Consider the following 24,911-nt stretch of genomic DNA (forward strand, 5'->3'; position numbering starts at 1 on the left):
CCGGAAGGCACCGAAATGGTAATGCCGGGCGATAACATTCAGATGTCTGTGACTCTGATCTGCCCGATCGCCATGGAAGAAGGTCTGCGCTTCGCGATCCGTGAAGGTGGCCGTACCGTTGGTGCTGGCGTTGTAGCCAAGATCATCGAGTAATCCTTGCTCCTGATCTGAAGCAACAAAAAAGCCGCGGCAGAAATGTCGCGGCTTTTTTGCGCCTAATGATTGTGACTGGAATGGGGGGCACGTGTGTATATTGTGGGCACCGGGCTGCGGCACTGAGAGTCGGCGCTGCATCGTGGGGGGCGGGTGTTGGTTAAAAAATGGCAATCTGTCTTGACAGCATCCTGTCCTGCCCGTAGACTTCGCGCTCCTTTTCGCCCGCCCTCGGGGTTGCGTAAAAGGACGTTCTTTAGATTTACAACTGGAGTTTGATTCCATGCAGGGTCAACGCATCCGAATTCGCCTGAAGGCGTTCGATCACAAGCTGATCGACGCGTCTACCCAGGAGATCGTAGAGACGGCCAAGCGCACTGGCGCACAAGTACGCGGTCCCATCCCGCTGCCGACTCGCAAAGAGAAGTACACCGTGCTGATTTCTCCGCACGTCAATAAAGACGCGCGCGACCAGTACGAGATTCGTACTCACAAGCGTTTGCTGGACATCGTAGAGCCTACCGAGAAAACCGTCGACGCGCTGATGAAGCTCGATCTGGCGGCTGGTGTAGAGGTTCAGATCAGTCTCGGCTAACACTTCAAATTAACTACCGAATCCCAGGCGAAAAAGGTCTGGGTAGTGTAACGCTCTGAAATTGGGCGGCCGCAGTGGGTTAAAGCCCCGTGCACTGAGAGGTTGAAAAGATGACTATAGGTATTGTCGGCCGCAAGAGCGGCATGACTCGCATCTTCACCGAAGATGGCGCTTCTATCCCGGTAACTGTTATCGAGGTAGCTCCGAATCGCGTCACCCAGGTGAAAACCGTGGAAACTGATGGCTACTCCGCAGTTCAGGTAACTGTGGGTGCTCGTAAAGCTTCCCGTGTCTCCAAGCCCGAAGCGGGCCACTTCGCCAAAGCCAATACTGAGGCTGGCACTGCTCTTTTCGAACTGCGTACTGACGGTTCTGAAGAGTCCTTCGAAATCGGTTCCGAAATCACTGTATCTGGCTTTGAAGCCGGTCAGAAGATCGACGTAACCGGCACTTCCAAAGGTAAAGGTTTCCAGGGTGGCGTTAAGCGCTGGAATTTCCGTACCCAGGACGCTACTCACGGTAACTCCCTGTCTCACCGCGCTCCCGGTTCTATCGGTCAGTGCCAGACTCCTGGTCGCGTGTGGAAAGGCAAGAAAATGGCCGGTCATATGGGTGCCGAGCGTGTTACCACGCAAAACCTGGAAGTAGTTCGTGTGGACGCCGAGCGCAATTTGCTGCTGGTTAAAGGTGCCGTACCTGGCGCTCCCGGCGGTAACGTTATCGTTCGTCCGGCAGTTAAAGCCTAAGTCTGAGGGGAAATAGATATGGAACTGAATATCGCTACTCCCGAAGGCGCTAAAGGCACTGTTGCAGTCTCTGAAGTGGCTTTCGGTCGTGAATTCAATCAGGACCTGGTGCACCAGGCAGTCGTCGCCTATATGGCTGGCGCTCGTCAGGGTACCAAGGCTCAGAAAAACCGCGCTGCGGTTTCTGGCGGCGGCAAAAAGCCGTGGCGTCAAAAAGGTACTGGCCGCGCTCGTGCCGGTACTATCCGCAGCCCGCTGTGGCGTTCTGGTGGCGTAACTTTCGCTGCTGAACCCCGTGATCACAGCGTCAAGCTGAACAAGAAAATGTACCGCGCTGCACTGCGCTGCATTCTCTCCGAGCTGGCTCGTCAGGAGCGTCTGGTTGTGGTTGAGTCCTTCGACGTGGAAGCGCCGAAGACCAAGCAGCTGGTAACCAAGCTGGCACAGTACGATCTGTCCGACGCGTTGATCGTGACCGAAGAGGTAAACGAAAACCTCTACCTGGCCGCGCGCAACCTGCACAAGATCGATGTTCGCGACGTACAGGGTATCGATCCGGTAAGCCTGATTCGCTTTGACAAGGTCGTGGTTACCGTTTCTGCACTGAAGAAAATTGATGAGGTGCTGGGATGAACCAAGAGCGAATTTACAAAGTACTGCTGGGCCCGGTAATTTCCGAGAAAGCTGCTGTGCTGGCGGATGCCGCCAATCAGGTAGTGTTCAAGGTAACCACCGACGCTACTAAAGCTGAAGTCAAAGCTGCGGTTGAAAAGCTGTTCAACGTTTCTGTTGAGCAGGTTCGTACCGTGAACGTTAAAGGCAAAACCAAGCGCACCCGCTACGGCATGGGCGTGCGCAATGATTGGAAAAAAGCCTACGTTCGTCTGGCTGAAGGCAGCGACATCAACTTCGAAGCCGCTGAGTAAAGGGGAAAGTTGCAATGGCTATTGTAAAAGCAAAACCGACCTCTGCTGGCCGTCGTCACCTGGTCAAGGTTGTTAACTCCGACCTGCACAAGGGTGCGCCTTACGCTCCGCTGGTTGAGAAGAAGTCCAAGACCGGTGGCCGTAACAACAACGGTCGCATTACCACCCGTCACATCGGTGGTGGTCACAAGCATCACTACCGCGTAGTGGACTTCAAGCGCAACAAAGATGGCATTCCGGCCACCGTTGAGCGTCTGGAGTACGATCCGAACCGTAGCGCGCACATCGCGCTGGTGTGTTACGCCGACGGTGAGCGTCGTTACATCATTGCACCGAAAGGCCTGAAGGCCGGTGCCAAGATCCAGTCTGGTGATGCTGCGCCGATCGCTGTAGGTAATACCCTGCCGCTGCGCAATATTCCGGTTGGTTCCGTGATTCATGGTATCGAGCTGAAGCCTGGTAAAGGTGCTCAGCTGGCCCGCTCTGCCGGTGCCTCTGTTCAGCTGGTTGCCCGTGAAGGTCAGTACGCGACTATCCGTCTGCGCTCTGGCGAAATGCGTAAAGTCCTGTCTGAGTGCCGCGCCACCCTGGGTGAAGTGAGCAACTCTGAGCACAGTCTGCGCAAGCTGGGTAAAGCCGGTGCCAAGCGCTGGCGCGGTGTTCGTCCTACCGTTCGTGGTGTGGCGATGAACCCGGTAGACCACCCGCACGGCGGTGGTGAGGGTCGTACCTCCGGTGGTCGTCACCCAGTGACACCTTGGGGCGTTCCGACCAAGGGCAAGAAAACGCGTAAGAACAAGCGCACCGACAACATGATTGTACGTCGTCGCGGCAAGTAATTCTCAATAGAGAGTTAGTCGCGCACGATGTGTGAGCATCTAAAGAGGAATCTAAAGTGCCACGCTCATTAAAGAAAGGTCCCTTTATTGATCTGCATCTGATCAAAAAGGTGGAGGCAGCGATCGAAGCCAATGATCGCCGGCCGATTAAAACCTGGTCCCGCCGTTCCATGATCATGCCGGAAATGGTGGGCCTGACGATTGCTGTTCACAACGGTCGTCAACACGTACCGGTACTGGTCAACGAAGAAATGGTTGGTCACAAGCTGGGTGAATTCGCTGCTACCCGCACTTACCGTGGCCACGCCGCGGACAAGAAAGCGAAGAAGCGCTAAGCCGAGGTTATAGAGATGGAAGTACAAGCAAAATTACGCGGTGCTCGTCTGTCGGCACAGAAAGCGCGTCTGGTAGCTGATCAGATTCGCGGCAAAGGTGTCGAGGAAGCCCTGGACATCCTGGCTTTCAGCCACAAGAAAGGTGCTGCGATCGTCAAGAAGGTTCTGGAATCTGCAATCGCCAACGCTGAGCACAACGAAGGTGCTGACGTTGACGAGCTGAAAGTTTCCACCATCTTCGTGGATGAGGGTATGACCATGAAGCGCATTAAGCCGCGCGCCAAGGGTCGTGCCGATCGTATTCTTAAGCGTACTTGTCACATTACTGTGAAAGTAGCCGAGAAATAAGAGAGCAGGCGAGAAAACCATGGGACAAAAAGTACATCCTACCGGCATTCGTCTGGGTATCGTTAAAAAGCATACCTCTGTTTGGTATGCCGGCAGCGACGAGTACGCAGACAAGCTGTACACGGATCTGAAAGTTCGCGAATTCATTCGCAATAAACTGGCCCACGCTTCCGTGAGCCGTATCGAGATCGAACGTCCGGCCAATACCGCTCGTGTGACCATTCACACTGCGCGTCCGGGCATCGTGATCGGTAAGAAAGGTGAAGACGTAGAGCGTCTGCGCAACGAGGTGAGCAAACAGATGGGTGTGCCCGTGCACATCGACATCGAAGAAGTACGCAAGCCTGACCTGGATGCAACCCTGGTTGCCCAGAACGTTGCTCAGCAGCTGGAGCGTCGTGTTATGTTCCGTCGCGCTATGAAGCGCGCTGTACAGAACGCTATGCGCCAGGGCGCTGAAGGTATCAAGATTCAGGTGAGTGGTCGTCTTGGCGGTGCCGAGATTGCCCGTACCGAATGGTACCGTGAAGGCCGTGTGCCGCTGCACACTCTGCGTGCAAACATCGACTACGGCACTTATGAAGCCAGCACTACCTACGGCATCATCGGTGTGAAAGTTTGGATCTTCAAAGGCGAAGTCATCGGTGACGAAATCCCCGAAGAGAAGCCAGCGAAGACTCGCAAGAAAGCTGCTAAGTAAGGGGTGCGCAGATGCTACAACCGAAGCGTACAAAATTCCGCAAGGTACAGAAGGGTCGCAACCGCGGTCTTTCGCAGCGCGGCTCTAAAGTGAGCTTTGGCGAGTTCGGCCTCAAGGCCATCGGTCGTGGGCGCATTACTGCGCGTCAGATCGAAGCGGCTCGTCGCGCAATGACTCGTCACGTTAAGCGTGGCGGTAAGATCTGGATTCGTGTGTTTCCGGACAAACCCATCACCAACAAGCCTCTCGAGGTTCGGATGGGTAAAGGTAAGGGTGGCGTTGAATACTGGGTTGCCCAGATTCAACCAGGAAAAGTCCTCTATGAAATGGAAGGCGTTTCCGAAGAACTGGCTCGCGAAGCTTTCGAGCTCGCCGCAGCCAAGCTGCCTGTAAAGACAACTTTCGTTAAGCGTTCGGTGATGTAATGAAGACTGCAGATCTACGCTCAAAGTCAGTTGAGGAGCTGAACCAGGAACTGCTGAGCCAACTTGAAGCACAGTTCAAGCTGCGCATGCAGAAATCCACCGGTCAGCTGACTCAGACTCATCTGCTGAAGCAGACTCGTCGCGACATTGCTCGCATTAAGACTGTGTTGACCGAGAAGGCAGGTAATTAATCATGGCTGAAGCAAAACTGAAGCGTACTCTGACCGGTAAGGTTGTGAGTGACAAGATGGATAAAACCATCACCGTTTTGATCGAGCGCCGTGTTAAGCACCCGATCTACGGCAAAATCGTGAGCAAGTCCACCAAGCTCAAGGCACACGACGAAAACAATGAGTGCGGCATCGGTGATGTCGTGACCATTGAGGAATCTCGTCCGCTGTCCAAGAGCAAGTCCTGGTCCTTGCAGACTATTGTAGAGCGTGCGGCGAAGGTTTAATCCTGGCCCATTGACTGTGAAGACCTAAACAGGTTTTCGGAGAGGAACAATGATTCAAGCAGAATCCTACTTAGAAGTAGCCGATAACAGTGGGGCTCGCCGTGTCATGTGCATCAAGGTGCTGGGCGGCTCCCACCGTCGCTACGCTGGCGTTGGCGACATTATCAAGGTAACCGTTAAGGAAGCGATTCCTCGCGGTAAAGTGAAAAAGGGTCAGGTGATGAACGCGGTTGTGGTTCGCACCAAGAAAGGTGTGCGTCGCCCGGACGGCTCCCTGATCAAGTTTGACGATAACGCAGCGGTGTTGCTGAACCAGAACCATGCTCCGGTTGGCACCCGTATTTTTGGCCCGGTAACTCGCGAGCTGCGCGGTGAGAAGTTCATGAAGATCATCTCACTGGCTCCCGAAGTTATCTAAGCCACGAGCGGAGAAGAGTAATGCGCAAGATCAAGCGTGACGACGAAGTGATCGTTATCGCCGGTCGCGACAAAGGCAAGCGTGGCACCGTCCGTAAGGTGCTGAACGATGGCCGCCTGATCGTATCCGGTGTACAGATGATCAAAAAACACCAGAAGCCGAACCCCCAGCTGGGCGTTGCCGGTGGAATCGTTGAAAAAGAGGCTGCAATTCAGTCTTCCAACGTTGCCATCTTCAACCCGAACACCCAAAAAGCTGACCGGGTAGGCTTCAAAGTACTGGAAGATGGCACTAAGATCCGCGTCTTCAAATCCAGCGGCGAAGCCGTTGACGCATAAGTCAGGTGGAAAAAATGGCAAGGCTTAAAGAGCTCTACACCAAAGAACTCGCGTCCAAGCTGAAAGAAGAGCTGGGACTTGAGAACGTAATGTCCGTGCCGCGCATCACCAAAATCACCGTCAACATGGGTGTCGGTGAAGCCATTGGTGATAAGAAGGTACTGGAACACGCAGTCAGTGACATGACTGCGATTACTGGTCAAAAACCCATTGTGACCAAGGCGCGTAAGTCTATCGCGGGCTTCAAAATCCGTGATGGCTGGCCGATTGGCTGTAAGGTAACTCTGCGCGGTGAGCGTATGTATGAGTTCCTGGAGCGACTGATTGGTATCGCGATCCCACGTATCCGCGACTTCCGTGGCATCAGCCCGAAGCAGTTCGACGGTCGTGGTAACTTCTCAATGGGTGTAACCGAACAAATCATCTTCCCGGAAATCGACTACGACAAAGTAGACAAGATCCGTGGTTTGGATATTTGTATCACTACTACAGCAGCCAACGACGAACAAGGTCGCGCACTGCTGAAAGCATTCAACTTCCCTTTCAAGGGTTAAGAGGATTCCATGGCGAAGAAATCCATGATTGCGCGTGAGAACAAGCGCGCTCGAACCGCAGCTAAGTACGCTGAAAAGCGTCAAGAGCTGAAGGCGATCATCGCCAGTGCCAACGCTTCCGATGAGGAGCGTTGGGAGGCTCAACTCAAGCTGCAACAACTGCCGCGCGATGCAAGCCCGGTACGTCAGCAACGTCGCTGTCGTATTACTGGTCGCCCCCACGCTGTCTACCGCAAGTTCGGTCTCTGCCGTAACAAACTGCGTGAAGCCGCTATGCGTGGTGATGTCCCCGGCCTGGTTAAATCCAGCTGGTAAAACGGCAGACTTGAGGAGTCTTAAGTAATGAGTATGCAAGATCCGTTGGCAGATATGCTGACCCGCGTCCGCAACGCTTTGGCGCGCGGCAAGGGCAGTGTTTCTATGCCTTCTTCAAAACTGAAAGTAGCCGTGGCCAACGTACTGAAAGACGAAGGTTACGTTACTGGCGTAGCGGTCAGCGAAGGTGCCAAGCCTGAGCTGACTATCGAACTGAAATACTTCCAGGGCAAGCCGGTAATTGCTGAGCTGGACCGGGTTTCCCGTCCAGGCCTGCGTAACTACGCAGGTAAGAAAGCATTGCCATCCGTTCGCGGCGGCCTGGGCATCGCTATCGTCTCCACCTCTCGTGGTGTGATGACTGATCGCGCAGCCCGTCAGGCTGGTGTCGGCGGCGAAGTGCTCTGCACCGTATTCTAAGCGGGGGTTAATATGTCTCGAGTAGCTAATAGTCCCGTAAGCATCCCCGCTGGTGTATCCGTGAGCCTTTCTGGTCAGGATATCGCCGTTAAAGGTGGTAATGGCAACCTGAACTTCAACATCCACTCTGACGTGGAAGTGAAGCAGGAAGAAAACCAGCTGACCTTTGCAGCACGCAACGGTTCCAAGCAGGCACGTGCCCTCGCCGGCACCACCCGCGCGCTGGTTAACAATATGGTGGTCGGCGTCAGTCAGGGTTTCGAAAAGAAACTGCAGCTGAACGGTGTAGGTTACCGTGCGAAAGCATCTGGTAAGACCGTGAACCTGACTCTGGGCTTCTCTCACCCGGTAGATTACGACCTGCCGGAAGGTGTTACAGCAGAAACCCCGAGCCAGACTGAAGTTGTACTGAAGAGCAGCGATAAGCAGCTGTTAGGTCAAGTGGCCGCAGAGATCCGCGCATTCCGTCCGCCGGAGCCCTACAAAGGTAAGGGTGTCCGCTACGCCGATGAGCGCGTGTATCGCAAAGAGGCCAAGAAGAAGTAAGGCATAGATATGAACGTTAAGAAGCAATCCCGCTTGCGTCGTGCACGTCGTGCCCGCGCCAAGTTCCGTGAGCTGGGCGCCGTTCGCCTGACAGTGAACCGCACTCCCCGCCACATTTACGCACAGATCCTGTCTGCCGACGGCGACAAGGTATTGGCCACTGCCTCTACTCTGGACAAGGACCTGCGTGAAAGCAAAACCGGTAACGTCGACGCTGCTACAGCTGTTGGTACCCTGATCGCGGAGCGTGCGAAAGCCGCTGGCGTTGAAACGGTAGCCTTCGATCGTAGCGGTTTCAAATACCACGGCCGTGTTAAGGCCCTGGCAGACGCTGCCCGTGAAGCCGGTCTGAAATTCTAAGGGTTGAGTTATGGCTAGAGATAAAGTCGAGAAGAGCAACGACGAAGGCCTCCAGGAAAAACTGGTCCAGGTCAACCGCGTTGCCAAAACCGTAAAAGGTGGTCGTATCTTCGCGTTCACCGCTCTGACCGTAGTTGGCGATGGCAATGGCCGCGTTGGCTTTGGTCGTGGTAAAGCGCGCGAAGTGCCAGTTGCCATCCAGAAAGCTATGGAAGCTGCACGTCGCAACATGATCCAGGTAGATCTGAATGGTGACACCCTTCAGTACGCTACCAACGGTCGCCACGGCGGTTCCAAGGTATACATGCAGCCCGCTTCCCAGGGTACCGGTGTAATTGCCGGCGGTGCCATGCGCTCCGTACTGGAAATGGCTGGCGTCCACAACGTACTGGCAAAGTGTTACGGCTCTACCAACCCGGTAAACGTCGTCCGCGCTACCTTCAGTGCTCTGGGCAAAATGAGCAGCCCGGAAGACGTAGCCGCCAAGCGTGGCAAGTCTGTGGAAGAAATCCTGAACTGATTCGGTTTGGGTCGCAGCCGCTCTATCGCTGCGATCCACTCTGAACTTGCTTTGAGTGAATGAGTCATGGCTAAGAAGACCATCAAAGTAACCCAGGTTAAAAGCATCAACGGTCGTCTGAAGAATCATCAGGCGTGTGTTGCTGGTCTGGGTTTGCGCCGCATTGGTCACACTGTGGAAGTGGAAGACACTCCCTCTGTGCGCGGCATGATCAACAAAGTGAACTACCTCGTAAAAGTAGAGGAGGCGTAACATGCGTTTGAATGAACTGTCTCCCGCTGAGGGTCACAAGCACAGCGCCAAGCGCGTTGGTCGTGGTATCGGTAGCGGCCTGGGTAAAACCGGTGGTCGTGGCCACAAGGGTCAAAAATCCCGTTCCGGCGGTAGTGTCCGTCCGGGCTTCGAAGGCGGTCAGATGCCTTTGCAGAAGCGCCTGCCGAAGTACGGTTTCACCTCTCGCGTTGGCCGCTTTGTTGCGGAAGTGCGTCTGGCGGAGCTGGCCAAGGTTGAAGGTGACACGATTGATTTGGCAGCGCTGAAGAATGCCGATATTATCGGCAACCACATTAAGCGCGCCAAAGTGTTCCTGTCTGGTGAACTGACCAAAGCGGTTACCGTGAAAGGTCTGGGTGTCACCAAAGGTGCTAAAGCGGCCATCGAAGCTGCTGGCGGAAAAGTAGAAGACTAAATCGAGGCCCCAATGGCACGACCAGGACCTGGTGTTAACTCCCTGGGCAACGGCAAGGGATTAGGCGAGCTTTGGGCTCGCCTTCGTTTTCTGTTTCTCGCGATTCTTGTTTATCGTATAGGGACCCATATTCCGGTGCCCGGAATTGATCCGGAGAAGCTGGCGAACCTGTTTAACCAGAACCAGGGAACCATCCTTGGCCTGTTCAACATGTTCTCCGGTGGCGCACTGGAGCGGATGAGTATTCTGGCGCTCGGCATCATGCCTTACATCTCCGCGTCCATCATCATGCAGTTGATGACCGCGGTAACGCCTTCCCTGGAGGCGTTGAAGAAGGAAGGAGATGCAGGCCGGCGCAAGATCAACCAGTACACCCGTTATCTGACGGTGTTGCTGGCCCTGATTCAGGGTATCGGTATGACTTTTGGTCTCGCCGGTCAGAATCTGGCTTACTCCGCGGAACCGGCATTCGGATTTTACTTTGTGGCCGTGGTGTCACTGGTTACCGGTGCAGTGTTCATGATGTGGCTGGGTGAGCAGATCACCGAGCGCGGCGTCGGCAACGGCATTTCCATGCTGATCTTTGCCGGTATCGTTGCGGGTCTGCCCAGTGCCATCGGTCAGGCTTTCGAGCAGGCGCGTCAGGGTGAGTTGCACATCCTGATGCTGCTGGCCATCGGCTTTGTTGCACTGGCGGTTGTCTACTTCGTAGTAGTGATGGAGCGCGGTCAACGCCGTATCACCATCAACCACGCCCGCCGTCAGGCTGGTCGTTACTCTCAGGCGCCGGCGGCTCAATCCAGCCACCTGCCTCTGAAGGTCAACATGGCCGGCGTGATTCCGGTGATCTTCGCCAGCAGTATCCTGCTGTTCCCTGCGACTCTGGCGCAGTGGTTCGGTCAGGGCGGTGAGGGCATCGGTGCACAGATTCTGCAGTGGATGGCACTGCAGTTGGGCCCGGGTCAGCCGCTGAACATCATCCTGTTCGCACTGCTGATCGGCTTCTTCTGCTTCTTCTACACGGCGTTGATGTTCAACCCGAATGAAGTGGCAGACAACCTGAAAAAATCCGGTGCTTATGTGCCCGGTATTCGCCCTGGCGAACAGACCGCTCGTTATATCGACAGCGTGCTGACTCGTCTGACTCTGGTGGGTGCCTGTTACATCGCATTGGTATCCCTGCTGCCGCAGTTCCTGGTAGTTGGGCTGAACATTCCTTTCTATCTGGGAGGTACCTCGCTGCTGATCGTCGTGGTCGTGGTGATGGACTTCATGGCGCAAGTGCAGTCGCACCTGCTGTCCCACCAGTACGAAGGGTTGATGAAGAAGGCAAATCTGCAAGGTTACGGCCGTCGTTGATCGGCAGCCGTCGCAGCAGGATTGAATTGAGGTAAGGTCATGAAAGTACGCGCTTCTGTTAAAAAGATCTGCCGTAACTGCAAAATCGTACGTCGCAAAGGTGTTCTGCGGGTTATCTGCAGCGCCGAGCCCCGTCACAAGCAGCGGCAGGGCTAATCGACGCCCAGGCGTCGGTTAGCGCGACTTACCAGGGACGGTGAGTTCGGTGACCGAATTACGGATCTGGTTGGTCACCAAATGAACGTGAAAATATTTGCCTCTTTACACAGCCCCGTGTAAAAAGGCGCACCGCAAAGCGATATGCCTGCGGAGAAGCTCAAAGACCACCTTCGGGAGGTCTGCAGGTTTCAAAAAAGGGGGCGTTGACTGTCGTCCGTTTTACCTTGGGTTCAGGCTCTGGGAAGGCGGGCTATTGCAATTTGGTGTATGAAAAGCTATTCTTGCGCGCCTTTTTGGTGGTGCTGATGGCTTTTTATTCGCTGTCAGCGCCGAAATGAGAAATGAGCTGCGCCATTACCAAAGTTGCGCGGTTCACAATACGTGGAGTACGCCTCTATGGCACGTATTGCTGGTGTAAACGTACCAGACCACAAGCACGCCGTGATCTCCCTGACCCATATTTATGGTGTCGGTCGCACTACGGCCAAGTCTATTCTGGCAGCGGTAGGTATCGCTGAATCCACCAAACTTCGTGATCTGTCCGAAGACCAGATCGAAACCATCCGCGGTGAAGTTGCAAAACTGACCGTTGAAGGTGATCTGCGTCGTGAAGTGTCCATGAACATCAAACGCCTGATGGACCTGGGTTGCTTCCGCGGTCTGCGTCACCGTCGCAGCCTGCCGCTTCGCGGTCAGCGCACCAAGACTAACGCCCGTACCCGTAAGGGTCCGCGCAAGCCGATCCGTAAGTAATTACTTACATCGCGCAAGTCTTCACAAGTACAGGATTTAGGATACAGGTATGGCTAAGCCAAAAACTACTGTTCGCAAAAAGGTCAAAAAGACCGTTGTCGACGGTGTTGCCCACATCCACGCATCGTTCAACAACACGATCGTGACGATCACTGACCGTCAGGGCAATACTCTGAGCTGGGCTACCGCTGGTGGCTCCGGTTTCCGTGGTTCTCGTAAGAGCACCCCTTTCGCAGCCCAGGTTGCCGCTGAGCGCGCAGGTACTGCCGCTCAAGAGTACGGCCTGAAAAACCTTGATGTCGAAGTTAAGGGCCCCGGCCCGGGTCGCGAATCTGCCGTTCGCGCCCTGAACAACTGCGGCTACAAGATCACCAACATCACCGACGTGACGCCGATCCCGCATAACGGTTGTCGTCCGCCCAAGAAACGTCGCGTGTAAGAGGGGGTTGACGAAATGGCACGTTATATTGGACCAAAATGTAAGCTTTCCCGTCGGGAAGGTACCGATCTTCAGCTGAAAAGTGGCGTTCGCCCGCACGACTCCAAGTGTCGTGCAGAAACCAAGCCGGGTGTTCACGGCGCTGGTCGCGGCCGTCTGTCCGACTACGGTATTCAGCTGCGTGAAAAACAAAAAGTACGTCGTATCTACGGCGTGCTGGAAAAGCAGTTCCGCAACTACTATAAGGAAGCGGCGCGTCTGAAAGGTGCAACTGGTGAAAACTTGCTGCAACTTCTGGAAAAACGCCTGGACAACGTGGTTTACCGCATGGGCTTCGGCTCCACTCGCGCCGAAGCGCGTCAGCTGGTATCTCACAAGGCAATTCTGGTGAATGGCGCTACCGTAAACATCCCTTCTTACTCCGTGAAAGAAGGCGACGTTATCTCCATCCGCGAGAAGTCCAAGAAGCAGATGCGTATCCAGAACTCCGTTTCCCTCGCTGCACAGCGCGGTGACGTTGAGTGGGTAGACGTGAACGCGACCAAGCTCGAAGGTACCTTCAAGCGTGTTCCGGATCGCGTGGATCTGCCGGCAGAGATCAATGAAAACCTTATCGTGGAACTCTACTCCAAGTAAGGCTCTGTTCCATTTAAGGAATAAAACTGTAATACAGGTATGGCTATGCAGACTGCTGTCAACGAGTTTTTGACACCTCGTCGTATTGACGTCACCGAGTACAACCAGAATCACGCCAAAGTGGTTCTGGAACCGCTGGAGCGTGGTTTCGGCCACACTCTCGGCAACGCACTGCGCCGCATCCTGCTGTCCTCCATGCCAGGCTGCGCCGTCACTGAAGTTGAGATCGACGGTGTTGAGCACGAGTACAGCGCAATCGAGGGTGTACAGGAAGACGTTATCGAAATCCTGCTCAACCTGAAGGAAATTGCGGTGGTGATGCACGGCAAGGACCAGGCAGTGCTGAGCCTGAGCAAGAAAGGCCCAGGCGCGGTTACCGCTGGTGATATTCAGGTGGACCACGACATTGAAATCGTGAACCCTGAGCACGTTATCGCCAACATCACTGGCGACGTGGAACTCAACCTGCGTCTGACCGTAGCGCGTGGCCGTGGCTATCAGCCCGCCGATGCGCGTCGTGAAGACGAAGAAGAGACCCGCGCTATTGGCCGTCTGCAACTGGACGCCTCTTTCGGCCCGGTTCGCCGTGTTTCCTACAGCGTGGAATCCGCGCGTGTGGAGCAGCGCACCGACCTGGACAAGCTGGTTCTGGATCTGGAGACCAACGGTACTCTGGACCCAGAAGAAGCCATCCGTCGCGCCGCCACCATCCTGCAGCAACAGCTGGCAGTGTTTGTGGACCTGGAAGGCGAGAAGGATGCAGCGCCAGAAGCCAAGGAAGAGGAAGTTGATCCGGTGCTGCTGCGCCCGGTTGACGACCTGGAGCTGACCGTACGTTCGGCCAACTGTCTGAAGGCGGAAAACATCTACTACATCGGCGACCTGATTCAGCGTACCGAAGTGGAGCTGCTGAAGACCCCGAACCTGGGTAAGAAGTCCCTGACCGAGATCAAGGACGTTCTGGCCTCCCGTGGTCTGTCCCTGGGCATGCGCCTCGAGAACTGGCCGCCGGCCAGCCTCAAGGGCGACAGCAAGCTGAGCCCCCTGTAAAGCGTTTGTGGTGCGGGTGATTCACCCACGCCATGTGAGAAACCCGAGTGGTGTGTGTCGTTAGCAGATACCACTCACAGACGACTTGCTGAGAAAGCAATTGAAGTCGTGAGGAATTGAGTTATGCGTCATCGCTATAGTGGCCGTAAATTCAGTCGTACCAGCTCTCACCGCAAGGCCATGTTCAAGAACATGACCGCTTCTCTGGTAGAGCACGAACTGATCAAAACCACACTGCCGAAAGCCAAAGAACTGCGCCGCGTTGCCGAGCCGCTGATCACCCTGGCCAAGAAAGACAGTGTTGCTAACCGCCGTCTGGCTTTCGCCCGTATCCGTGACAAGGATGCTGTGCGCAAGCTGTTCGACGAACTGGGTCCCCGTTACGAAGCCCGTCCGGGCGGATACATCCGCATTCTGAAATGCGGTTTCCGTGCAGGCGACAAAGCTCCAATGGCCTACGTTGAGCTAGTGGATCGTCCAGTTGCGGACGAGACTGCAGAAGCTGCAGAAGCCTAAAGCATTTTGTTTTGGGTTTTCGGAACTCGTATCAGCGGGTTCCGGGCATGGAAAAGCCGGTCATTGACCGGCTTTTCTTTTATCCGCTCCATGATTTTCTGTAAAGAGATTAGCCTCTGATGTTTCAGTCTCTGGATGATTTATTGAAAGCGCTCAACCCGCAGATTGTCGGTAGCCTCAAGCGCGCCATCGAATTGGGTAAGTGGCCAAACGGCGTTGCGCTGACCGGGGAGCAAAAATCACTCTGCGCTGAAGCGATAGCCTACTGGGAGCAGCAATACGCGGCACCCACCGAGCGAGTTGGTTATGTGCCTCCCAAAGCGACTCCTTGTGCGGATAAGTCAGACGTAGAGGAAACGGTCACCTGGGTGAAATCCTAGGCTCTCTTCATTTTTTGCCTGAGGCATGGTGTACCCGCTGCGTAGGGGCTTACAGCAGGTCAGGTAATTTCATCAGCAGACTGGCTTTCTCGCGCTGGATCTGCCGTGCTACCTCTGCATCGATCGTTTCCAGGTTCAGTGGTGTTCCAGCCGTCAACTGACCAAGCCGGTGGACGTCGGCACTGATGACATGGGCGATACGTGGGTAGCCGCCGATCGTCTGACCTTCCACAAAGCTGATAATGGGCAATCCATTCGGCGGTACCTGGATTGTGCCTGGGCACAAAGCGGAAGACACCTGCTGCGGCGCGCGCTCCTGGGGTAGGGGTGGGCCGTTCAGGCGGATGCCCATGCGGTTGCTCTGGGGGGAGACGGTAAAGTTCCCCGCACCGAGTTGCTGCCGGGCGTTCTCTGAAAAGCAGTGTGCCTCGACACCGTCAACAGTGCGTAGCAGCGGTCGGCTCCTGTAATCCAGGCGGTACGGGCCCGGTAGGCTGCGAGTCTTTGCGATTCGGCAGTTGCGCAGAGGCAGCTGATCGCCAGCTTGCAGCGCGCGTCCCGCAAATCCGCCAAATCCGGAAATCACATGTGTGGAAAGGCTTCCCATACGGCGGTCGATGGCAAGCTCTGCTGCGAGAGCAATGTACGCACGGGCCCCCGATCGGAGTCCGCCGAATCGGAGGATGTCGCCGGGGCGCATCTGCAGTACCTGGTCGTTGCCCACTGGCGTGCGATTGTGAAGGAGATCGAATTCCGCGCCGCAAATGGCAATGGAGAGCTCGCAGGTAAATTCCAGCTCCGGGCCGGTAAGGGCGACCTCAAGGCAGGGATGTGATAACGGGTTCGCGAGCAGCAGGTTGGCCAGGGCCATGGCAAAAGTATCCGCCGCGCCACCTCGCGCCACGCCCCATCGCAGGTTGCCGGGGCGCCCCGCATCCTGAACAGTGGTCTGCAGGCCTGGTTTCAAAACGCGCAGGGTCACTGCTGTACTCCCCTGGTGGAAAGCGCGCTGAGTGGCATTTTTTCTGGCTCGGAATGCGGGTCGAATTGCGCAAATTCTTGCGTGCTTATCTGCACAAATTTGACCCGGTCCAGGGGGCGGGCAATAAACGGCTGCGCCTGATCTGGCCGAAACAGTGCCATCGGCGTGCGGCCGATAATCTGCCAGCCGCCTGGAGTGGCCTGGGGGTAAATACCAGTCTGCTGGCCGCCGATTCCCACAGAGCCAGGCGGCACACTGAGTGCCGGTCGCGCTTTGCGTGGGCAGTGCAGCGCAGTATCCAGTCCGCCGAGGTAAAGGAAGCCCGGTGTGAACCCGAGCATATGCACCAGGTATTGCGGTGCAGTGTGAAGGGCGACGACTTCCGAAGCGGTGAGCCTGGACTGCGCACACAGTGCCGGTAAGTCCGGTGCAAACTTCTCGTCGTAACACACGGGAATGCGGATCAGGTTGCGGGTGCCGGCAATCGACCTCGGGTGTATCAACGCCGTCTGGGTCAGGGACACCAGCGCGTCCAGCAATCCAGTGGTTTCGGTCAGGTGCAGTGGATCGAAGCATACGGTGAGACATTGGTAGGCTGGGACCAGCTCGGTGACGGCATCCAGGGGCGCCTTTTCGATAGCCTCGGCGAGGGCAATGATGGTCTCACTGAGCTGTTCACTGGGCTCGGCTGAAAAACGGATATCGAAGGCCGCGTCGCCATTTGGCAGTACCTCAAACCTCCTTGCTACCGGCATAGTCTGTACCCGGCGCGCTGCAGCGCCTGCTGGAGGTTTTGTGCAATCAATTCCGCGTGGGGGTTATCCCCGTGCAGGCAGATACTATCGACGGTAAATCGCAACGGCTTTTTATCGATCGAGGGAAAGGTGGTGCCCGCGGTGAGCGCCAGTGCCTGCTCAAGGCATTGATCAAAATCTTCTATAACGGCTTCGGGCATGCTGCGGGGCGACAGCTGGTGGTCGTTCAGGTAGCGGCGATCCATAAAACCTTCACGCAGCACAGGGTAACCGTGTCTGTGCGCTGCCCGTTCAACGGCTGCATTGGCGAGGGCAAGTATGTTTAGCGTGGGAAAAGCCCGGCTAAACATACGCACAAGGTCGTCGGCGAGGGTGTCATCGGTTTCGGCGTCGTTATACAGGGCGCCGTGCAGTTTGATGTGGGTAAGTGCAAACTGTTCCTCACGTGCCTGGCTTTGCAGCGCCTGAATCTGCTCCTGCACCGAAGCCAGTAATGCCTGTCGTGGCATCTTCAGGGAGATGCGGCCGAAGTTCTTCCTGTCCGGATAGCCCGGGTGAGCTCCGGCGGCGATCTGGTGTCTGCGCGCATTGATCAGTGATAGCCGCATGGTTTCGGCGTTGCCGGCGTGACCACCACAGGCGATATTGCAGCGGGAGATATACCTCATGATGTGTGCATCTCGCGCGCAATGCAGCTGGTCTTCTCCCTCGCCAAGATCGCAATTGATGTCTACGGTTTTCACTGTTTGCGTTCCGTGCCGTTGTGGTGGTGCCGTGGAGTTCTACTTTTTTAACATGGGCTTCAGGAAGCGCCCGGTATGGGAACCTTTTACCTTGGCCACCTGCTCCGGTGTGCCGGTGGCGATGATTTCACCACCGCCGGAGCCGCCCTCCGGGCCTAGGTCCACAATCCAGTCCGCGGTCTTGATGACATCCAGGTTGTGTTCGATCACCACGATGGTGTTGCCGTGGTCGCGCAGTCGGTGCAACACATCGAGCAGTAGCTGAATGTCGGCAAAGTGCAGGCCGGTAGTGGGCTCGTCGAGAATGTACAGGGTTTTGCCGGTGTCCCGCTTCGACAGCTCGCGGGACAGCTTTACCCGTTGCGCCTCACCACCGGACAGAGTGGTCGCTGCCTGACCCAGCTTGATATAGGAAAGGCCCACGTCCATCAATGTCTGCAGTTTTTTGGCGATCGAGGGTACCGGGTCGAAAAACTCCCGTGCGTCCTCTACTGTCATTTCCAGTACCTCGTGGATACTTTTACCCTTGTACTGAACTTCGAGCGTTTCGCGGTTGTAGCGTTTGCCTTTACAGGTATCGCAGGGCACGTAGATATCTGGAAGGAAGTGCATCTCCACCTTGATCACGCCATCACCCTGACAGGCTTCGCAGCGGCCGCCTTTGACGTTGAAGCTGAAACGGCCGGGCTTGTAGCCCCGGGAGCGGGCTTCCTGGGTGCCGGAAAACAGCTCGCGAATAGGAGTGAAAATACCCGTGTAGGTGGCGGGGTTCGATCTCGGAGTGCGCCCGATCGGGCTCTGGTCGATGTCTACGCACTTGTCGAAATGATCCAACCCCTCGATCGCCTTGTGCGGTGAAGCTTTCAGGGTGGTGGCCTTGTTCAGGGCGGTGGCCGCCAGGGGATACAGGGTAGTGTTGATCAGGGTGGATTTACCGGAACCGGATACACCGGTGACGCAGGTGAACAGGCCCACCGGAATTTCCAGGTCTACATTCTTCAGGTTGTTTCCAGTGGCACCCTTGATGCGCAGGAAATCTTCACCCGCGGGATTGCGCTTTTTCGGTACCGCAATCTGTTTGGTGCCGGAGAGGTATTGGCCGGTCAGCGAGCGCTCACAAGCCGCAATCTCGTCGTGGGTGCCGGCGGCAACCACTTCGCCCCCATGTACGCCGGCACCGGGGCCGATATCCACAATAAAGTCTGCTGCGCGGATGGCGTCTTCGTCGTGCTCCACCACGATGACGGTGTTGCCGATATCCCGCAGGTGGGTGAGGGTATTCAGCAGACGTTCGTTGTCCCGCTGGTGCAGGCCGATGGAGGGTTCATCGAGAATATACATCACGCCCACAAGGCCGGCGCCGATCTGGCTGGCGAGGCGGATGCGCTGGGCTTCGCCGCCGGACAGGGTTTCCGCGCTGCGGTTGAGGGTCAGGTAATTCAGTCCCACATCCACCAGGAAGCGGAAGCGATCGCGCAGTTCTTTGAGGATCTTGTCGGCGATTTCTTTCTGCGCGCCCTGGAACTTGAGCTGGTCGGCGAAGTATTCAAACGCATCGCCCACTGGCAGTTCGGTGATCTGCGCCAGGGTGCGGTTATCCACAAATACATGGCGGGCTTCCCGGCGCAGGCGGGTGCCGTGGCACTCGGGGCACTGCTGGGTGCTCAGATATTTGGCCAGCTCCTCGCGCACCGACTGGGATTCGGTATCCCGGTAGCGGCGCTGGAAGTTGGGGATAATGCCCTCGAAAGTATGACGGCGTACGGTGATATCGCCGCGGTCGTTCACGTAGCTGAAATCGATCGGGGTGTCGCCACTACCGTGCAGGATTACCGCGCGGTATTTTTTTGCGAGCTTTTTCCACGGTTTGTCCAGGTCAAAGCCGTAGTGCTCGGAAAGGGAGTCGAGCATGTGGTAATAGTAAATATTGCGCCTGTCCCAGCCGCGGATGGCCCCTTCGGAAATGCTGCTTTCCGGGTCCAGGATTACCTTGTCTTCGTCGAAGAACTGGTTAACGCCGAGGCCGTCGCAGCTGGGGCAGGCACCGGCCGGGTTGTTGAAGGAGAACAGGCGCGGTTCCAGTTCGTCCAGTGAGTAATCACACACCGGGCAGGCGTGGCGGGCGGAAAACAGGTGGTCGTCGCGGTCGCCGTCCATAAAGCTGATAGCGGCGATACCGTCGGTCAGGTTCAGTGCCGTTTCGAAGGACTCCGCCAGGCGCAGCTGGAGGTCATCACGTACCTTGAAGCGGTCCACCACCACTTCGATGCTGTGCTTTTTGCGCTTGTCCAGCTTCGGGGTATCGTCGAGGTCGCACACGGTGCCATTGATGCGCGCCCGTACGAAGCCGTCCCGGCGCAACTGTTCGAACACATGCAGGTGTTCACCCTTGCGGTCCCTTACCACCGGCGCCAGCAGCATGACCTTGGTGCCCTCCGGCAGCGCCAGCACATGGTCCACCATCTGGCTGATGGTCTGGGCCTGGAGCGGTACGTGGTGATCCGGGCAGCGAGGCTCGCCGACGCGGGCAAACAGCAGGCGCAGGTAATCGTAGATTTCGGTGATGGTACCCACAGTGGAGCGCGGGTTGTGGGAGGTGGACTTCTGCTCAATGGAGATGGCCGGAGACAGGCCCTCTACCGTGTCCACATCCGGCTTTTCCATCATCGACAGGAACTGGCGCGCGTAGGTGGATAGCGACTCTACATAGCGCCGTTGGCCCTCGGCATACAGGGTATCGAAGGCGAGTGAGGACTTACCAGAACCGGACAGGCCGGTAATCACAATAAGTTTGTCGCGGGGAATATCCAGGTCGATATTCTTCAGATTGTGGGTGCGGGCACCCCTGACGTAAATCGTGTCCACTCGGGTTCCTGTATCGGTATTTGGTGTGACTTGCGCGTCGGGTTAACCGGAACCCGGCGGACGCAAACGGTCAAGTATAATGTGCGGCGCCGTTGTGCCAAAATCCCCGGCCATCTGAACTTAAAACCGTCTGTTGTGGATGCGGAAATCATGATCCCCGTTATTTTGTGTGGTGGCACTGGTTCGCGCTTGTGGCCCCTTTCCCGCGAAGCTTACCCGAAGCAGTTTCTCTCCCTGATCGGCAGTGAGACGCTGTTACAGGCGACTGCCCTGCGCCTGGACGGGCTTGCGCAGGTGCAGGCTCCCATACTCGTATGCAACGAAGCGCATCGCTTTGCCGCGGCGGAACAGCTGCAGGAAGTGGGGCGCGGGGCTCAGTCGATTCTGTTAGAGCCCTGCGCACGTAACACCGCACCGGCTATTGCGCTGGCGGCCCTGGCCGCCCTGGAAAACGAGCGGGATCCACTGCTATTGGTGTTGCCGGCAGATCACGCGGTTGCCGATAAGACGGCCTTTCAGGCGGCGGTGGCCGCGGCAACGCCGCTTGCGGAGTCCGGGCGCCTGGTGACCTTTGGTATCGTGCCCACCTGTGCCGAGACCGGTTACGGATATATCCGCAGCGGTGAGAGCCTGGAGGGCGGCTGGGGTGTGGCCGAGTTTGTGGAAAAACCGGACCTGGCCACCGCGGAGAAATACCTCGCCAGCGGCGAGTACAACTGGAACAGTGGCATGTTTCTGTTCCGTGCCTCCCGTTTTCTGGAGGAGCTGGCACAGTTCCAGCCGGAGATGCTGGAAATCTGTCGCGCGGCCTTTTCCCGCGCCGCACGGGATCTCGACTTTACCCGTGTCGATGCAGAGCTGTTCGCCCGTTGTCCCTCTGACTCGGTGGACTATGCGGTAATGGAGAAGACCGAGTCGGCGGCGGTCGTGCCGATGCAGGCCGGGTGGAGCGATGTAGGCTCCTGGTCCGCATTGTGGGAGCTAGCTCAGAAAGACGAGTGCGACAACCTGCTGCAGGGGGATGTGCTTACCGAAGATGCCAGTGGTTGTCTGGTACACGGCGGCGATCGTCTGATCGGTGTGCTCGGTGTCCGGGACCTGGTGGTGGTCGACACCGACGATGCACTGATGGTGGCGGACAAATCACGGGTGCAGGACGTGAAAAAGCTGGTTGAACAGCTCAAGCGGAGCGAGCGCCGCGAGGCGGAGAATCACCGCAAGGTGTTTCGCCCCTGGGGTTATTACGATTCCATCGTTGCCGGCCCCCGCTTTCAGGTCAAACGCATCGTCGTCAAACCCGGCTGTCAGCTGTCCCTGCAGATGCATCACCACCGCGCCGAGCACTGGATCGTGGTGCGTGGCACTGCAAAAGTGACCCGCGGCGACGATCAGCTGTTGCTGACCGAGAATGAGTCGACCTTTATCCCTCTCGGGGTGGTGCACCGCCTCGAAAACCCGGGCGCCATCCCCCTGGAGCTGATCGAGGTCCAGTCCGGCAGCTATCTCGGCGAAGACGACATTGTGCGCTTCGAGGATCAGTACGGGCGCGACTGAGGCGCCGTCCAGCCACTGTCTCGTACTAATAGTCTTGAACTATCTTGCGGTTTGGTCGCCGGGGGATCTTTCCTTGCGGCCAGCGCTGGTACAATGCGCGCCGATATTTTCTGTGTCCGGATTTTTTGAATGAATTCCACCGAACGCCGTGCACTCGCCGGTCTTGCTTCACTGTATGTTTTCCGCATGCTCGGCCTGTTTATGGTACTGCCGGTACTGTCCCTGTATGGCAGTGATTATGTGGGCAGTACGCCGGCTCTTCTCGGACTGGCGCTGGGGGCTTACGGACTGAGCCAGGCGATTCTGCAGATCCCCCTGGGGGTGCTGAGTGACCGCTGGGGTCGCAAGCCGGTAATCTTCCTGGGGCTTGTCGTGTTTGCTTTGGGGAGTGTGGTAGCGGCCGCTACGGACTCCGTATTCGGTCTGATTGCCGGGCGTCTTCTGCAGGGGGCCGGCGCCATCGCCGCGGCAACCATGGCCCTGGCTGCCGACCTGACCCGGGACGAAAACCGCGGTAAGGCGATGGCAGTCATCGGCGCGTCCATTGGCGTGGCGTTTGTGCTGGCCGTGGTGTTGGGGCCGCTCGTTGCGGGCGTCGGTGGCCTGTCGGCCATCTTCTGGCTGACCGCCGTATTGGCCCTTCTCGCTATGCTGCTGGTGTGGCGGCTGGTACCGAATCCGGAGCGCAAAGAGCGCCGTGGCCCCCAATCCGGTGACTTTTCGAAATTGCTGGCCGAGGGTTCCGTGTGGCGCCTGGTGTGTGGGGTGTTTTTTCTGCACCTGCTGCTCACCGCTCTGTTCGTCCCGCTGCCGCTGTTGCTGGTGGAGCAGCTGCAACTGCCCAGCGAGCAGCACTGGAAGCTCTATGCGCCACTAATGCTGGGTGCCTTTGTGGTCATGCTGCCGCTGATGCGCATGGCGGAAAAGCGCCAGCAGGTACCTGCGGCCATGCGCCTCGCCTTGCTGGGACTGGTATTTGGCGGTGTGGCTCTGATGCCCTCGGTGCAGGGAAGCTGGATTGTGGTCTGTCTGGGATTGTTCTTTCTCGCCTTCAATCTGCTGGAGGCCCTGCTGCCGGCGCAGCTTACCCGGGTGGCTCCGGAGGAGTGTCGCGGCGCCGCTACCGGCTTCTATGCCACTGCCCAGTTCCTCGGTGCCTTTGCCGGTGGCAGCATCGCTGGCATCCTTTATGGGCAGGGTGGCGCGGGGCTGGTGGCCACTTTCATTCTCGGGGTGCTGGTGGTCTGGTCCATCAGTTGGTGGCAGCTGCGGGGTACCCGGGTGCCTGTTGCAAGCGCCTGACTCCGCGATTCCGCTCATTCCTTCGTTGTGTCCGACAGGTCGGCCGCTGCGGCGGTGACGGCGCCCTGCCGAGTGTTGTATCCTGCTGGATATAAATACACTGCTGGCGGCGCTCAGTGCCCCGGGAAGGTCCTGGAAGATCGTTCCGCACGAGGGCCGCGAGCGCTGAATTTCCGTCAGAATTCTTAACTTTATCTTGAACATGAGAGCTCCCGTGATATCGGGGGCGGCAGAGAGGAGAGGCACATGGCTTCCAGAGGCGTGAACAAAGTAATCCTGGTGGGCAACCTGGGTGGTGATCCGGAGACCCGCTACATGCCGAGCGGCGGAGCCGTGACCAATATCACTGTGGCCACTTCCGAGACCTGGAAGGACAAGCAGAGCGGCCAGCAGCAGGAGCGGACTGAGTGGCACCGCGTGGTGTTCTTCAGCCGCCTGGCGGAAATCGCCGGTGAATACCTGCGCAAAGGCAGCAAGGTATACCTGGAAGGTTCTCTGCGCACCCGCAAGTGGCAGGACAAGAATTCTGGTCAGGATCGCTACACGACCGAAATCGTTGCCGCTGAAATGCAGATGCTGGACAGCCGGGGTGAGGGTGGCTACCAGCAGAATCAGGGCGGTGGATTCCAGCAGCAGAACCAGGGCGGTTATGCCCAGGATCAGGGCGGCTACCAGGATGAATATTCCCAGGGGCGCTCCGCACCTTCTCCGATGGCGCCTTCCCAGCAGGGCGGCCAGGCGCAGAACAAACCTTCAAACCAGCCGCCGGCGGGTGGTTTTGACAACAGCTTCGACGATGACATCCCCTTCTGAACGGATCTGAACTGCGATGCATCACACCGGCTATACCCCGGATACGGTCGCTGTAATTGGTGCCGGTAATGCGCTGGACAGCGCCCTGCAGAAGGGACTGCAGAAAGTGGGCTTCCGGGTGCAGCTACTCGGGGCGGAGCAGTTTGTTGCCAGCGGACTCGCTAGCGGTGTCAGGCCGATCGTTGTGAACGCTGCCAGCTGTGCCGGCGGCCCCCGGATGAGGGAGGCCAAGTCAGTGTGTGAGGCGCTGTTAAACCAACCGAGTCATGCGGTACTGCACCTGTCCTCCTACGGCGTATTTGGCCGTGTGCGGGGCAAAAAAATCGACGAAGAAGCGGAGCCCGCTCCACTTTCCGAGCGAGGTGAGGACTGGCTCGCCTGCGAGCAGATCCTGTCCCGGCTGGAAAACGCCAGTATCCTGCGTTTGGGCTGGCAGGTGGATCGCAGTGAAGATGCTCTGCTTGGCCGAATTCTGCGCACGCTGCTGGATGGACGTGCGGTGTCTCTTGACGATGTCAGCCGGGGAAATCCGGTAACCGTATCGGATCTGGTACGGGTTGCTGTGGCGGTTACCCAGCAGTTGGCCAGTGGCGCACCAAAATCCGGCCTGTATCACTACGGCTCTGCCGACACCTGTACCGCCATGGATTTTGGTCGTGAGGTGGTGGACCGGGTGCGCAGCCTTTATGGGGAGGACTTTGCTGCGGAGCTGGTTACCCTGGAACCGGGTGAGGAGGATCGCTCTTCGGTGCTGTCCTGCGAGCGCTTGCGCGATGTGTTTGGCATCCAGCAGCGCAGCTGGCGCCAGGGGCTGACCCGGCAGGTGGAGTTGTGGCTCGAGCGATTGCAGAAGCGCGCGACCTGACCGCACTGCTTGCTGAGCTCCAACCACGAAAAAGGGCGAATCCCACGGGATTCGCCC

Annotated in this window: 37 protein-coding genes and 1 pseudogene; 34 read left to right on the top strand and 4 right to left on the bottom strand. The window is 57.2% G+C overall.

Annotated elements, in window-relative coordinates:
• The 30 genes and pseudogenes from tuf to AAFH99_RS05830 form a co-directional block, all read left to right on the top strand.
• Nucleotides 1-153: pseudogene (gene tuf / locus AAFH99_RS05685) on the top strand (elongation factor Tu); the annotation flags it as partial.
• 283 nt (nucleotides 154-436) lie between these two features.
• Nucleotides 437-748 carry a 30S ribosomal protein S10 gene (rpsJ, locus tag AAFH99_RS05690; protein WP_010133849.1) on the top strand — a complete coding sequence of 104 codons (312 nt, stop codon included), beginning with the start codon at nucleotides 437-439 and terminating at the stop codon, nucleotides 746-748.
• Nucleotides 749-858: 110 nt separating this feature from the next.
• Nucleotides 859-1,494, top strand: coding sequence for a 50S ribosomal protein L3 (rplC, locus tag AAFH99_RS05695; protein WP_043320794.1), 636 nt, complete (start codon nucleotides 859-861; stop codon nucleotides 1,492-1,494).
• Between the two features lie 18 nt (nucleotides 1,495-1,512).
• Nucleotides 1,513-2,127: a 50S ribosomal protein L4 gene (rplD, locus tag AAFH99_RS05700; protein WP_043320796.1), complete on the top strand. Its 615-nt coding sequence runs from the start codon at nucleotides 1,513-1,515 to the stop codon at nucleotides 2,125-2,127.
• On the top strand, nucleotides 2,124-2,420 hold the full coding sequence (rplW, locus tag AAFH99_RS05705; RefSeq protein WP_010133846.1) for a 50S ribosomal protein L23: 297 nt from the start codon (nucleotides 2,124-2,126) through the stop codon (nucleotides 2,418-2,420). Before rplD ends, rplW begins: the two co-directional genes overlap by 4 nt.
• Nucleotides 2,421-2,434: 14 nt before the next feature.
• Nucleotides 2,435-3,259 carry a 50S ribosomal protein L2 gene (rplB, locus tag AAFH99_RS05710; RefSeq protein ID WP_043320798.1) on the top strand — a complete coding sequence of 275 codons (825 nt, stop codon included), beginning with the start codon at nucleotides 2,435-2,437 and terminating at the stop codon, nucleotides 3,257-3,259.
• A gap of 56 nt (nucleotides 3,260-3,315) precedes the next feature.
• The gene (rpsS, locus tag AAFH99_RS05715; RefSeq protein ID WP_020411388.1) at nucleotides 3,316-3,594 is read left to right on the top strand and encodes a 30S ribosomal protein S19; all 279 of its coding nucleotides are present in this window, start codon (nucleotides 3,316-3,318) and stop codon (nucleotides 3,592-3,594) included.
• Between the two features lie 15 nt (nucleotides 3,595-3,609).
• A complete protein-coding gene (gene rplV, locus AAFH99_RS05720; protein ID WP_043320801.1) occupies nucleotides 3,610-3,942 on the top strand; it encodes a 50S ribosomal protein L22 in 333 nt (110 codons plus the stop codon).
• A gap of 19 nt (nucleotides 3,943-3,961) precedes the next feature.
• Nucleotides 3,962-4,642 carry a 30S ribosomal protein S3 gene (rpsC, locus tag AAFH99_RS05725; RefSeq protein WP_043320802.1) on the top strand — a complete coding sequence of 227 codons (681 nt, stop codon included), beginning with the start codon at nucleotides 3,962-3,964 and terminating at the stop codon, nucleotides 4,640-4,642.
• A gap of 11 nt (nucleotides 4,643-4,653) precedes the next feature.
• Nucleotides 4,654-5,067 (top strand): 50S ribosomal protein L16, encoded by a 414-nt coding sequence (rplP, locus tag AAFH99_RS05730; protein ID WP_010133841.1) that lies wholly within the window; start codon nucleotides 4,654-4,656, stop codon nucleotides 5,065-5,067.
• On the top strand, nucleotides 5,067-5,258 hold the full coding sequence (gene rpmC, locus AAFH99_RS05735) for a 50S ribosomal protein L29 (RefSeq protein WP_043320803.1): 192 nt from the start codon (nucleotides 5,067-5,069) through the stop codon (nucleotides 5,256-5,258). The genes rplP and rpmC overlap by 1 nt, the downstream gene beginning before the upstream one ends.
• Before the next feature lie 2 nt (nucleotides 5,259-5,260).
• Entirely contained in the window at nucleotides 5,261-5,524 is a 264-nt protein-coding gene (gene rpsQ / locus AAFH99_RS05740) for a 30S ribosomal protein S17 (protein ID WP_010133838.1), read from the top strand.
• Nucleotides 5,525-5,573: 49 nt separating this feature from the next.
• Nucleotides 5,574-5,942 carry a 50S ribosomal protein L14 gene (gene rplN / locus AAFH99_RS05745; RefSeq protein ID WP_043320805.1) on the top strand — a complete coding sequence of 123 codons (369 nt, stop codon included), beginning with the start codon at nucleotides 5,574-5,576 and terminating at the stop codon, nucleotides 5,940-5,942.
• A 20-nt stretch (nucleotides 5,943-5,962) separates the two neighbouring features.
• Nucleotides 5,963-6,280, top strand: coding sequence for a 50S ribosomal protein L24 (rplX, locus tag AAFH99_RS05750; RefSeq protein ID WP_043320806.1), 318 nt, complete (start codon nucleotides 5,963-5,965; stop codon nucleotides 6,278-6,280).
• A gap of 14 nt (nucleotides 6,281-6,294) precedes the next feature.
• Nucleotides 6,295-6,834: a 50S ribosomal protein L5 gene (gene rplE / locus AAFH99_RS05755; protein ID WP_043320808.1), complete on the top strand. Its 540-nt coding sequence runs from the start codon at nucleotides 6,295-6,297 to the stop codon at nucleotides 6,832-6,834.
• Nucleotides 6,835-6,843: 9 nt separating this feature from the next.
• Nucleotides 6,844-7,149: a 30S ribosomal protein S14 gene (gene rpsN, locus AAFH99_RS05760; RefSeq protein ID WP_043320810.1), complete on the top strand. Its 306-nt coding sequence runs from the start codon at nucleotides 6,844-6,846 to the stop codon at nucleotides 7,147-7,149.
• 27 nt (nucleotides 7,150-7,176) lie between these two features.
• A complete protein-coding gene (gene rpsH / locus AAFH99_RS05765; protein WP_043320812.1) occupies nucleotides 7,177-7,569 on the top strand; it encodes a 30S ribosomal protein S8 in 393 nt (130 codons plus the stop codon).
• Between the two features lie 12 nt (nucleotides 7,570-7,581).
• The gene (gene rplF / locus AAFH99_RS05770) at nucleotides 7,582-8,115 is read left to right on the top strand and encodes a 50S ribosomal protein L6 (protein WP_043320813.1); all 534 of its coding nucleotides are present in this window, start codon (nucleotides 7,582-7,584) and stop codon (nucleotides 8,113-8,115) included.
• A gap of 9 nt (nucleotides 8,116-8,124) precedes the next feature.
• Nucleotides 8,125-8,475 (top strand): 50S ribosomal protein L18, encoded by a 351-nt coding sequence (gene rplR, locus AAFH99_RS05775; protein ID WP_043320815.1) that lies wholly within the window; start codon nucleotides 8,125-8,127, stop codon nucleotides 8,473-8,475.
• 10 nt (nucleotides 8,476-8,485) lie between these two features.
• Nucleotides 8,486-8,995, top strand: coding sequence for a 30S ribosomal protein S5 (rpsE, locus tag AAFH99_RS05780; protein ID WP_043320817.1), 510 nt, complete (start codon nucleotides 8,486-8,488; stop codon nucleotides 8,993-8,995).
• A gap of 66 nt (nucleotides 8,996-9,061) precedes the next feature.
• On the top strand, nucleotides 9,062-9,247 hold the full coding sequence (rpmD, locus tag AAFH99_RS05785) for a 50S ribosomal protein L30 (protein WP_010133829.1): 186 nt from the start codon (nucleotides 9,062-9,064) through the stop codon (nucleotides 9,245-9,247).
• Nucleotide 9,248: 1 nt separating this feature from the next.
• Nucleotides 9,249-9,683: a 50S ribosomal protein L15 gene (gene rplO / locus AAFH99_RS05790; protein WP_010133828.1), complete on the top strand. Its 435-nt coding sequence runs from the start codon at nucleotides 9,249-9,251 to the stop codon at nucleotides 9,681-9,683.
• 12 nt (nucleotides 9,684-9,695) lie between these two features.
• Entirely contained in the window at nucleotides 9,696-11,042 is a 1,347-nt protein-coding gene (gene secY, locus AAFH99_RS05795) for a preprotein translocase subunit SecY (RefSeq protein WP_043320818.1), read from the top strand.
• Nucleotides 11,043-11,081: 39 nt separating this feature from the next.
• Nucleotides 11,082-11,198: a 50S ribosomal protein L36 gene (gene rpmJ, locus AAFH99_RS05800; protein ID WP_010133825.1), complete on the top strand. Its 117-nt coding sequence runs from the start codon at nucleotides 11,082-11,084 to the stop codon at nucleotides 11,196-11,198.
• A gap of 399 nt (nucleotides 11,199-11,597) precedes the next feature.
• The gene (gene rpsM, locus AAFH99_RS05805; protein ID WP_010133823.1) at nucleotides 11,598-11,954 is read left to right on the top strand and encodes a 30S ribosomal protein S13; all 357 of its coding nucleotides are present in this window, start codon (nucleotides 11,598-11,600) and stop codon (nucleotides 11,952-11,954) included.
• 49 nt (nucleotides 11,955-12,003) lie between these two features.
• Nucleotides 12,004-12,393 carry a 30S ribosomal protein S11 gene (gene rpsK, locus AAFH99_RS05810; protein WP_043320820.1) on the top strand — a complete coding sequence of 130 codons (390 nt, stop codon included), beginning with the start codon at nucleotides 12,004-12,006 and terminating at the stop codon, nucleotides 12,391-12,393.
• Nucleotides 12,394-12,408: 15 nt separating this feature from the next.
• Complete coding sequence (gene rpsD / locus AAFH99_RS05815) at nucleotides 12,409-13,029, top strand: 30S ribosomal protein S4 (protein WP_043320821.1); 621 nt, start codon at nucleotides 12,409-12,411, stop codon at nucleotides 13,027-13,029.
• A gap of 45 nt (nucleotides 13,030-13,074) precedes the next feature.
• Nucleotides 13,075-14,079 (top strand): DNA-directed RNA polymerase subunit alpha, encoded by a 1,005-nt coding sequence (locus tag AAFH99_RS05820; RefSeq protein WP_043320823.1) that lies wholly within the window; start codon nucleotides 13,075-13,077, stop codon nucleotides 14,077-14,079.
• A gap of 123 nt (nucleotides 14,080-14,202) precedes the next feature.
• Nucleotides 14,203-14,595 (top strand): 50S ribosomal protein L17, encoded by a 393-nt coding sequence (gene rplQ / locus AAFH99_RS05825; protein WP_010133817.1) that lies wholly within the window; start codon nucleotides 14,203-14,205, stop codon nucleotides 14,593-14,595.
• 119 nt (nucleotides 14,596-14,714) lie between these two features.
• Nucleotides 14,715-14,975: a YeaC family protein gene (locus AAFH99_RS05830; RefSeq protein WP_043320824.1), complete on the top strand. Its 261-nt coding sequence runs from the start codon at nucleotides 14,715-14,717 to the stop codon at nucleotides 14,973-14,975.
• A gap of 49 nt (nucleotides 14,976-15,024) precedes the next feature.
• Here the strand turns inward: AAFH99_RS05830 and AAFH99_RS05835 are convergent, their stop codons facing one another.
• The 4 genes from AAFH99_RS05835 to uvrA are packed head-to-tail and all read right to left on the bottom strand — an operon-like array spanning nucleotide 15,025 to nucleotide 20,320.
• Entirely contained in the window at nucleotides 15,025-15,957 is a 933-nt protein-coding gene (locus AAFH99_RS05835) for a biotin-dependent carboxyltransferase family protein (protein ID WP_406828919.1), read from the bottom strand.
• A complete protein-coding gene (gene pxpB / locus AAFH99_RS05840; RefSeq protein WP_406828920.1) occupies nucleotides 15,954-16,712 on the bottom strand; it encodes a 5-oxoprolinase subunit PxpB in 759 nt (252 codons plus the stop codon). Before pxpB ends, AAFH99_RS05835 begins: the two co-directional genes overlap by 4 nt.
• Nucleotides 16,703-17,455, bottom strand: a complete 753-nt coding sequence (pxpA, locus tag AAFH99_RS05845) for a 5-oxoprolinase subunit PxpA (RefSeq protein WP_043320827.1) — start codon at nucleotides 17,453-17,455, stop codon at nucleotides 16,703-16,705. Before pxpA ends, pxpB begins: the two co-directional genes overlap by 10 nt.
• Before the next feature lie 39 nt (nucleotides 17,456-17,494).
• Nucleotides 17,495-20,320, bottom strand: a complete 2,826-nt coding sequence (gene uvrA / locus AAFH99_RS05850; RefSeq protein ID WP_406828921.1) for an excinuclease ABC subunit UvrA — start codon at nucleotides 20,318-20,320, stop codon at nucleotides 17,495-17,497.
• Between the two features lie 150 nt (nucleotides 20,321-20,470).
• Between uvrA and AAFH99_RS05855 the strand changes: the two genes are divergently transcribed.
• From AAFH99_RS05855 to AAFH99_RS05870, 4 genes are all read left to right on the top strand, one after another.
• Nucleotides 20,471-21,874: a mannose-1-phosphate guanylyltransferase/mannose-6-phosphate isomerase gene (locus AAFH99_RS05855; RefSeq protein ID WP_406828922.1), complete on the top strand. Its 1,404-nt coding sequence runs from the start codon at nucleotides 20,471-20,473 to the stop codon at nucleotides 21,872-21,874.
• Nucleotides 21,875-22,003: 129 nt separating this feature from the next.
• Nucleotides 22,004-23,176: an MFS transporter gene (locus AAFH99_RS05860; RefSeq protein WP_406828923.1), complete on the top strand. Its 1,173-nt coding sequence runs from the start codon at nucleotides 22,004-22,006 to the stop codon at nucleotides 23,174-23,176.
• A 246-nt stretch (nucleotides 23,177-23,422) separates the two neighbouring features.
• Nucleotides 23,423-23,989: a single-stranded DNA-binding protein gene (gene ssb, locus AAFH99_RS05865; RefSeq protein WP_406828924.1), complete on the top strand. Its 567-nt coding sequence runs from the start codon at nucleotides 23,423-23,425 to the stop codon at nucleotides 23,987-23,989.
• 16 nt (nucleotides 23,990-24,005) lie between these two features.
• Nucleotides 24,006-24,854: a sugar nucleotide-binding protein gene (locus tag AAFH99_RS05870; RefSeq protein ID WP_406828925.1), complete on the top strand. Its 849-nt coding sequence runs from the start codon at nucleotides 24,006-24,008 to the stop codon at nucleotides 24,852-24,854.
• The last annotated feature ends 57 nt before the right edge of the window (nucleotides 24,855-24,911 follow it).

The organism is Microbulbifer sp. ARAS458-1 (assembly GCF_045348205.1).
In the GTDB taxonomy this organism is placed as follows: Bacteria; Pseudomonadota; Gammaproteobacteria; order Pseudomonadales; family Cellvibrionaceae; genus Microbulbifer.

Bases quoted from the DNA above. Each gene is read 5' to 3' on its own strand.
- rplB (WP_043320798.1), top strand. From the start codon at position 2,435: ATGGCTATTGTAAAAGCAAAACCGACCTCTGCTGGCCGTCGTCACCTG.
- AAFH99_RS05870 (WP_406828925.1), top strand. From the start codon at position 24,006: ATGCATCACACCGGCTATACCCCGGATACGGTCGCTGTAATTGGTGCC.
- rplF (WP_043320813.1), top strand. From the start codon at position 7,582: ATGTCTCGAGTAGCTAATAGTCCCGTAAGCATCCCCGCTGGTGTATCC.
- AAFH99_RS05830 (WP_043320824.1), top strand. From the start codon at position 14,715: ATGTTTCAGTCTCTGGATGATTTATTGAAAGCGCTCAACCCGCAGATT.
- secY (WP_043320818.1), top strand. From the start codon at position 9,696: ATGGCACGACCAGGACCTGGTGTTAACTCCCTGGGCAACGGCAAGGGA.
- pxpB (WP_406828920.1), bottom strand. From the start codon at position 16,712: ATGCCGGTAGCAAGGAGGTTTGAGGTACTGCCAAATGGCGACGCGGCC.
- rplE (WP_043320808.1), top strand. From the start codon at position 6,295: ATGGCAAGGCTTAAAGAGCTCTACACCAAAGAACTCGCGTCCAAGCTG.
- rplX (WP_043320806.1), top strand. From the start codon at position 5,963: ATGCGCAAGATCAAGCGTGACGACGAAGTGATCGTTATCGCCGGTCGC.
- rpsM (WP_010133823.1), top strand. From the start codon at position 11,598: ATGGCACGTATTGCTGGTGTAAACGTACCAGACCACAAGCACGCCGTG.
- rplD (WP_043320796.1), top strand. From the start codon at position 1,513: ATGGAACTGAATATCGCTACTCCCGAAGGCGCTAAAGGCACTGTTGCA.
- rplQ (WP_010133817.1), top strand. From the start codon at position 14,203: ATGCGTCATCGCTATAGTGGCCGTAAATTCAGTCGTACCAGCTCTCAC.
- rplP (WP_010133841.1), top strand. From the start codon at position 4,654: ATGCTACAACCGAAGCGTACAAAATTCCGCAAGGTACAGAAGGGTCGC.
- rplO (WP_010133828.1), top strand. From the start codon at position 9,249: ATGCGTTTGAATGAACTGTCTCCCGCTGAGGGTCACAAGCACAGCGCC.
- ssb (WP_406828924.1), top strand. From the start codon at position 23,423: ATGGCTTCCAGAGGCGTGAACAAAGTAATCCTGGTGGGCAACCTGGGT.
- rpmD (WP_010133829.1), top strand. From the start codon at position 9,062: ATGGCTAAGAAGACCATCAAAGTAACCCAGGTTAAAAGCATCAACGGT.
- rpsD (WP_043320821.1), top strand. From the start codon at position 12,409: ATGGCACGTTATATTGGACCAAAATGTAAGCTTTCCCGTCGGGAAGGT.
- AAFH99_RS05860 (WP_406828923.1), top strand. From the start codon at position 22,004: ATGAATTCCACCGAACGCCGTGCACTCGCCGGTCTTGCTTCACTGTAT.
- rpsE (WP_043320817.1), top strand. From the start codon at position 8,486: ATGGCTAGAGATAAAGTCGAGAAGAGCAACGACGAAGGCCTCCAGGAA.
- rplR (WP_043320815.1), top strand. From the start codon at position 8,125: ATGAACGTTAAGAAGCAATCCCGCTTGCGTCGTGCACGTCGTGCCCGC.
- rpsN (WP_043320810.1), top strand. From the start codon at position 6,844: ATGGCGAAGAAATCCATGATTGCGCGTGAGAACAAGCGCGCTCGAACC.
- rpsC (WP_043320802.1), top strand. From the start codon at position 3,962: ATGGGACAAAAAGTACATCCTACCGGCATTCGTCTGGGTATCGTTAAA.
- AAFH99_RS05855 (WP_406828922.1), top strand. From the start codon at position 20,471: ATGATCCCCGTTATTTTGTGTGGTGGCACTGGTTCGCGCTTGTGGCCC.
- rplV (WP_043320801.1), top strand. From the start codon at position 3,610: ATGGAAGTACAAGCAAAATTACGCGGTGCTCGTCTGTCGGCACAGAAA.
- rpsK (WP_043320820.1), top strand. From the start codon at position 12,004: ATGGCTAAGCCAAAAACTACTGTTCGCAAAAAGGTCAAAAAGACCGTT.
- rplN (WP_043320805.1), top strand. From the start codon at position 5,574: ATGATTCAAGCAGAATCCTACTTAGAAGTAGCCGATAACAGTGGGGCT.
- rpsQ (WP_010133838.1), top strand. From the start codon at position 5,261: ATGGCTGAAGCAAAACTGAAGCGTACTCTGACCGGTAAGGTTGTGAGT.
- rplW (WP_010133846.1), top strand. From the start codon at position 2,124: ATGAACCAAGAGCGAATTTACAAAGTACTGCTGGGCCCGGTAATTTCC.
- rplC (WP_043320794.1), top strand. From the start codon at position 859: ATGACTATAGGTATTGTCGGCCGCAAGAGCGGCATGACTCGCATCTTC.
- rpsH (WP_043320812.1), top strand. From the start codon at position 7,177: ATGAGTATGCAAGATCCGTTGGCAGATATGCTGACCCGCGTCCGCAAC.
- rpmJ (WP_010133825.1), top strand. From the start codon at position 11,082: ATGAAAGTACGCGCTTCTGTTAAAAAGATCTGCCGTAACTGCAAAATC.
- rpmC (WP_043320803.1), top strand. From the start codon at position 5,067: ATGAAGACTGCAGATCTACGCTCAAAGTCAGTTGAGGAGCTGAACCAG.
- rpsJ (WP_010133849.1), top strand. From the start codon at position 437: ATGCAGGGTCAACGCATCCGAATTCGCCTGAAGGCGTTCGATCACAAG.
- AAFH99_RS05820 (WP_043320823.1), top strand. From the start codon at position 13,075: ATGCAGACTGCTGTCAACGAGTTTTTGACACCTCGTCGTATTGACGTC.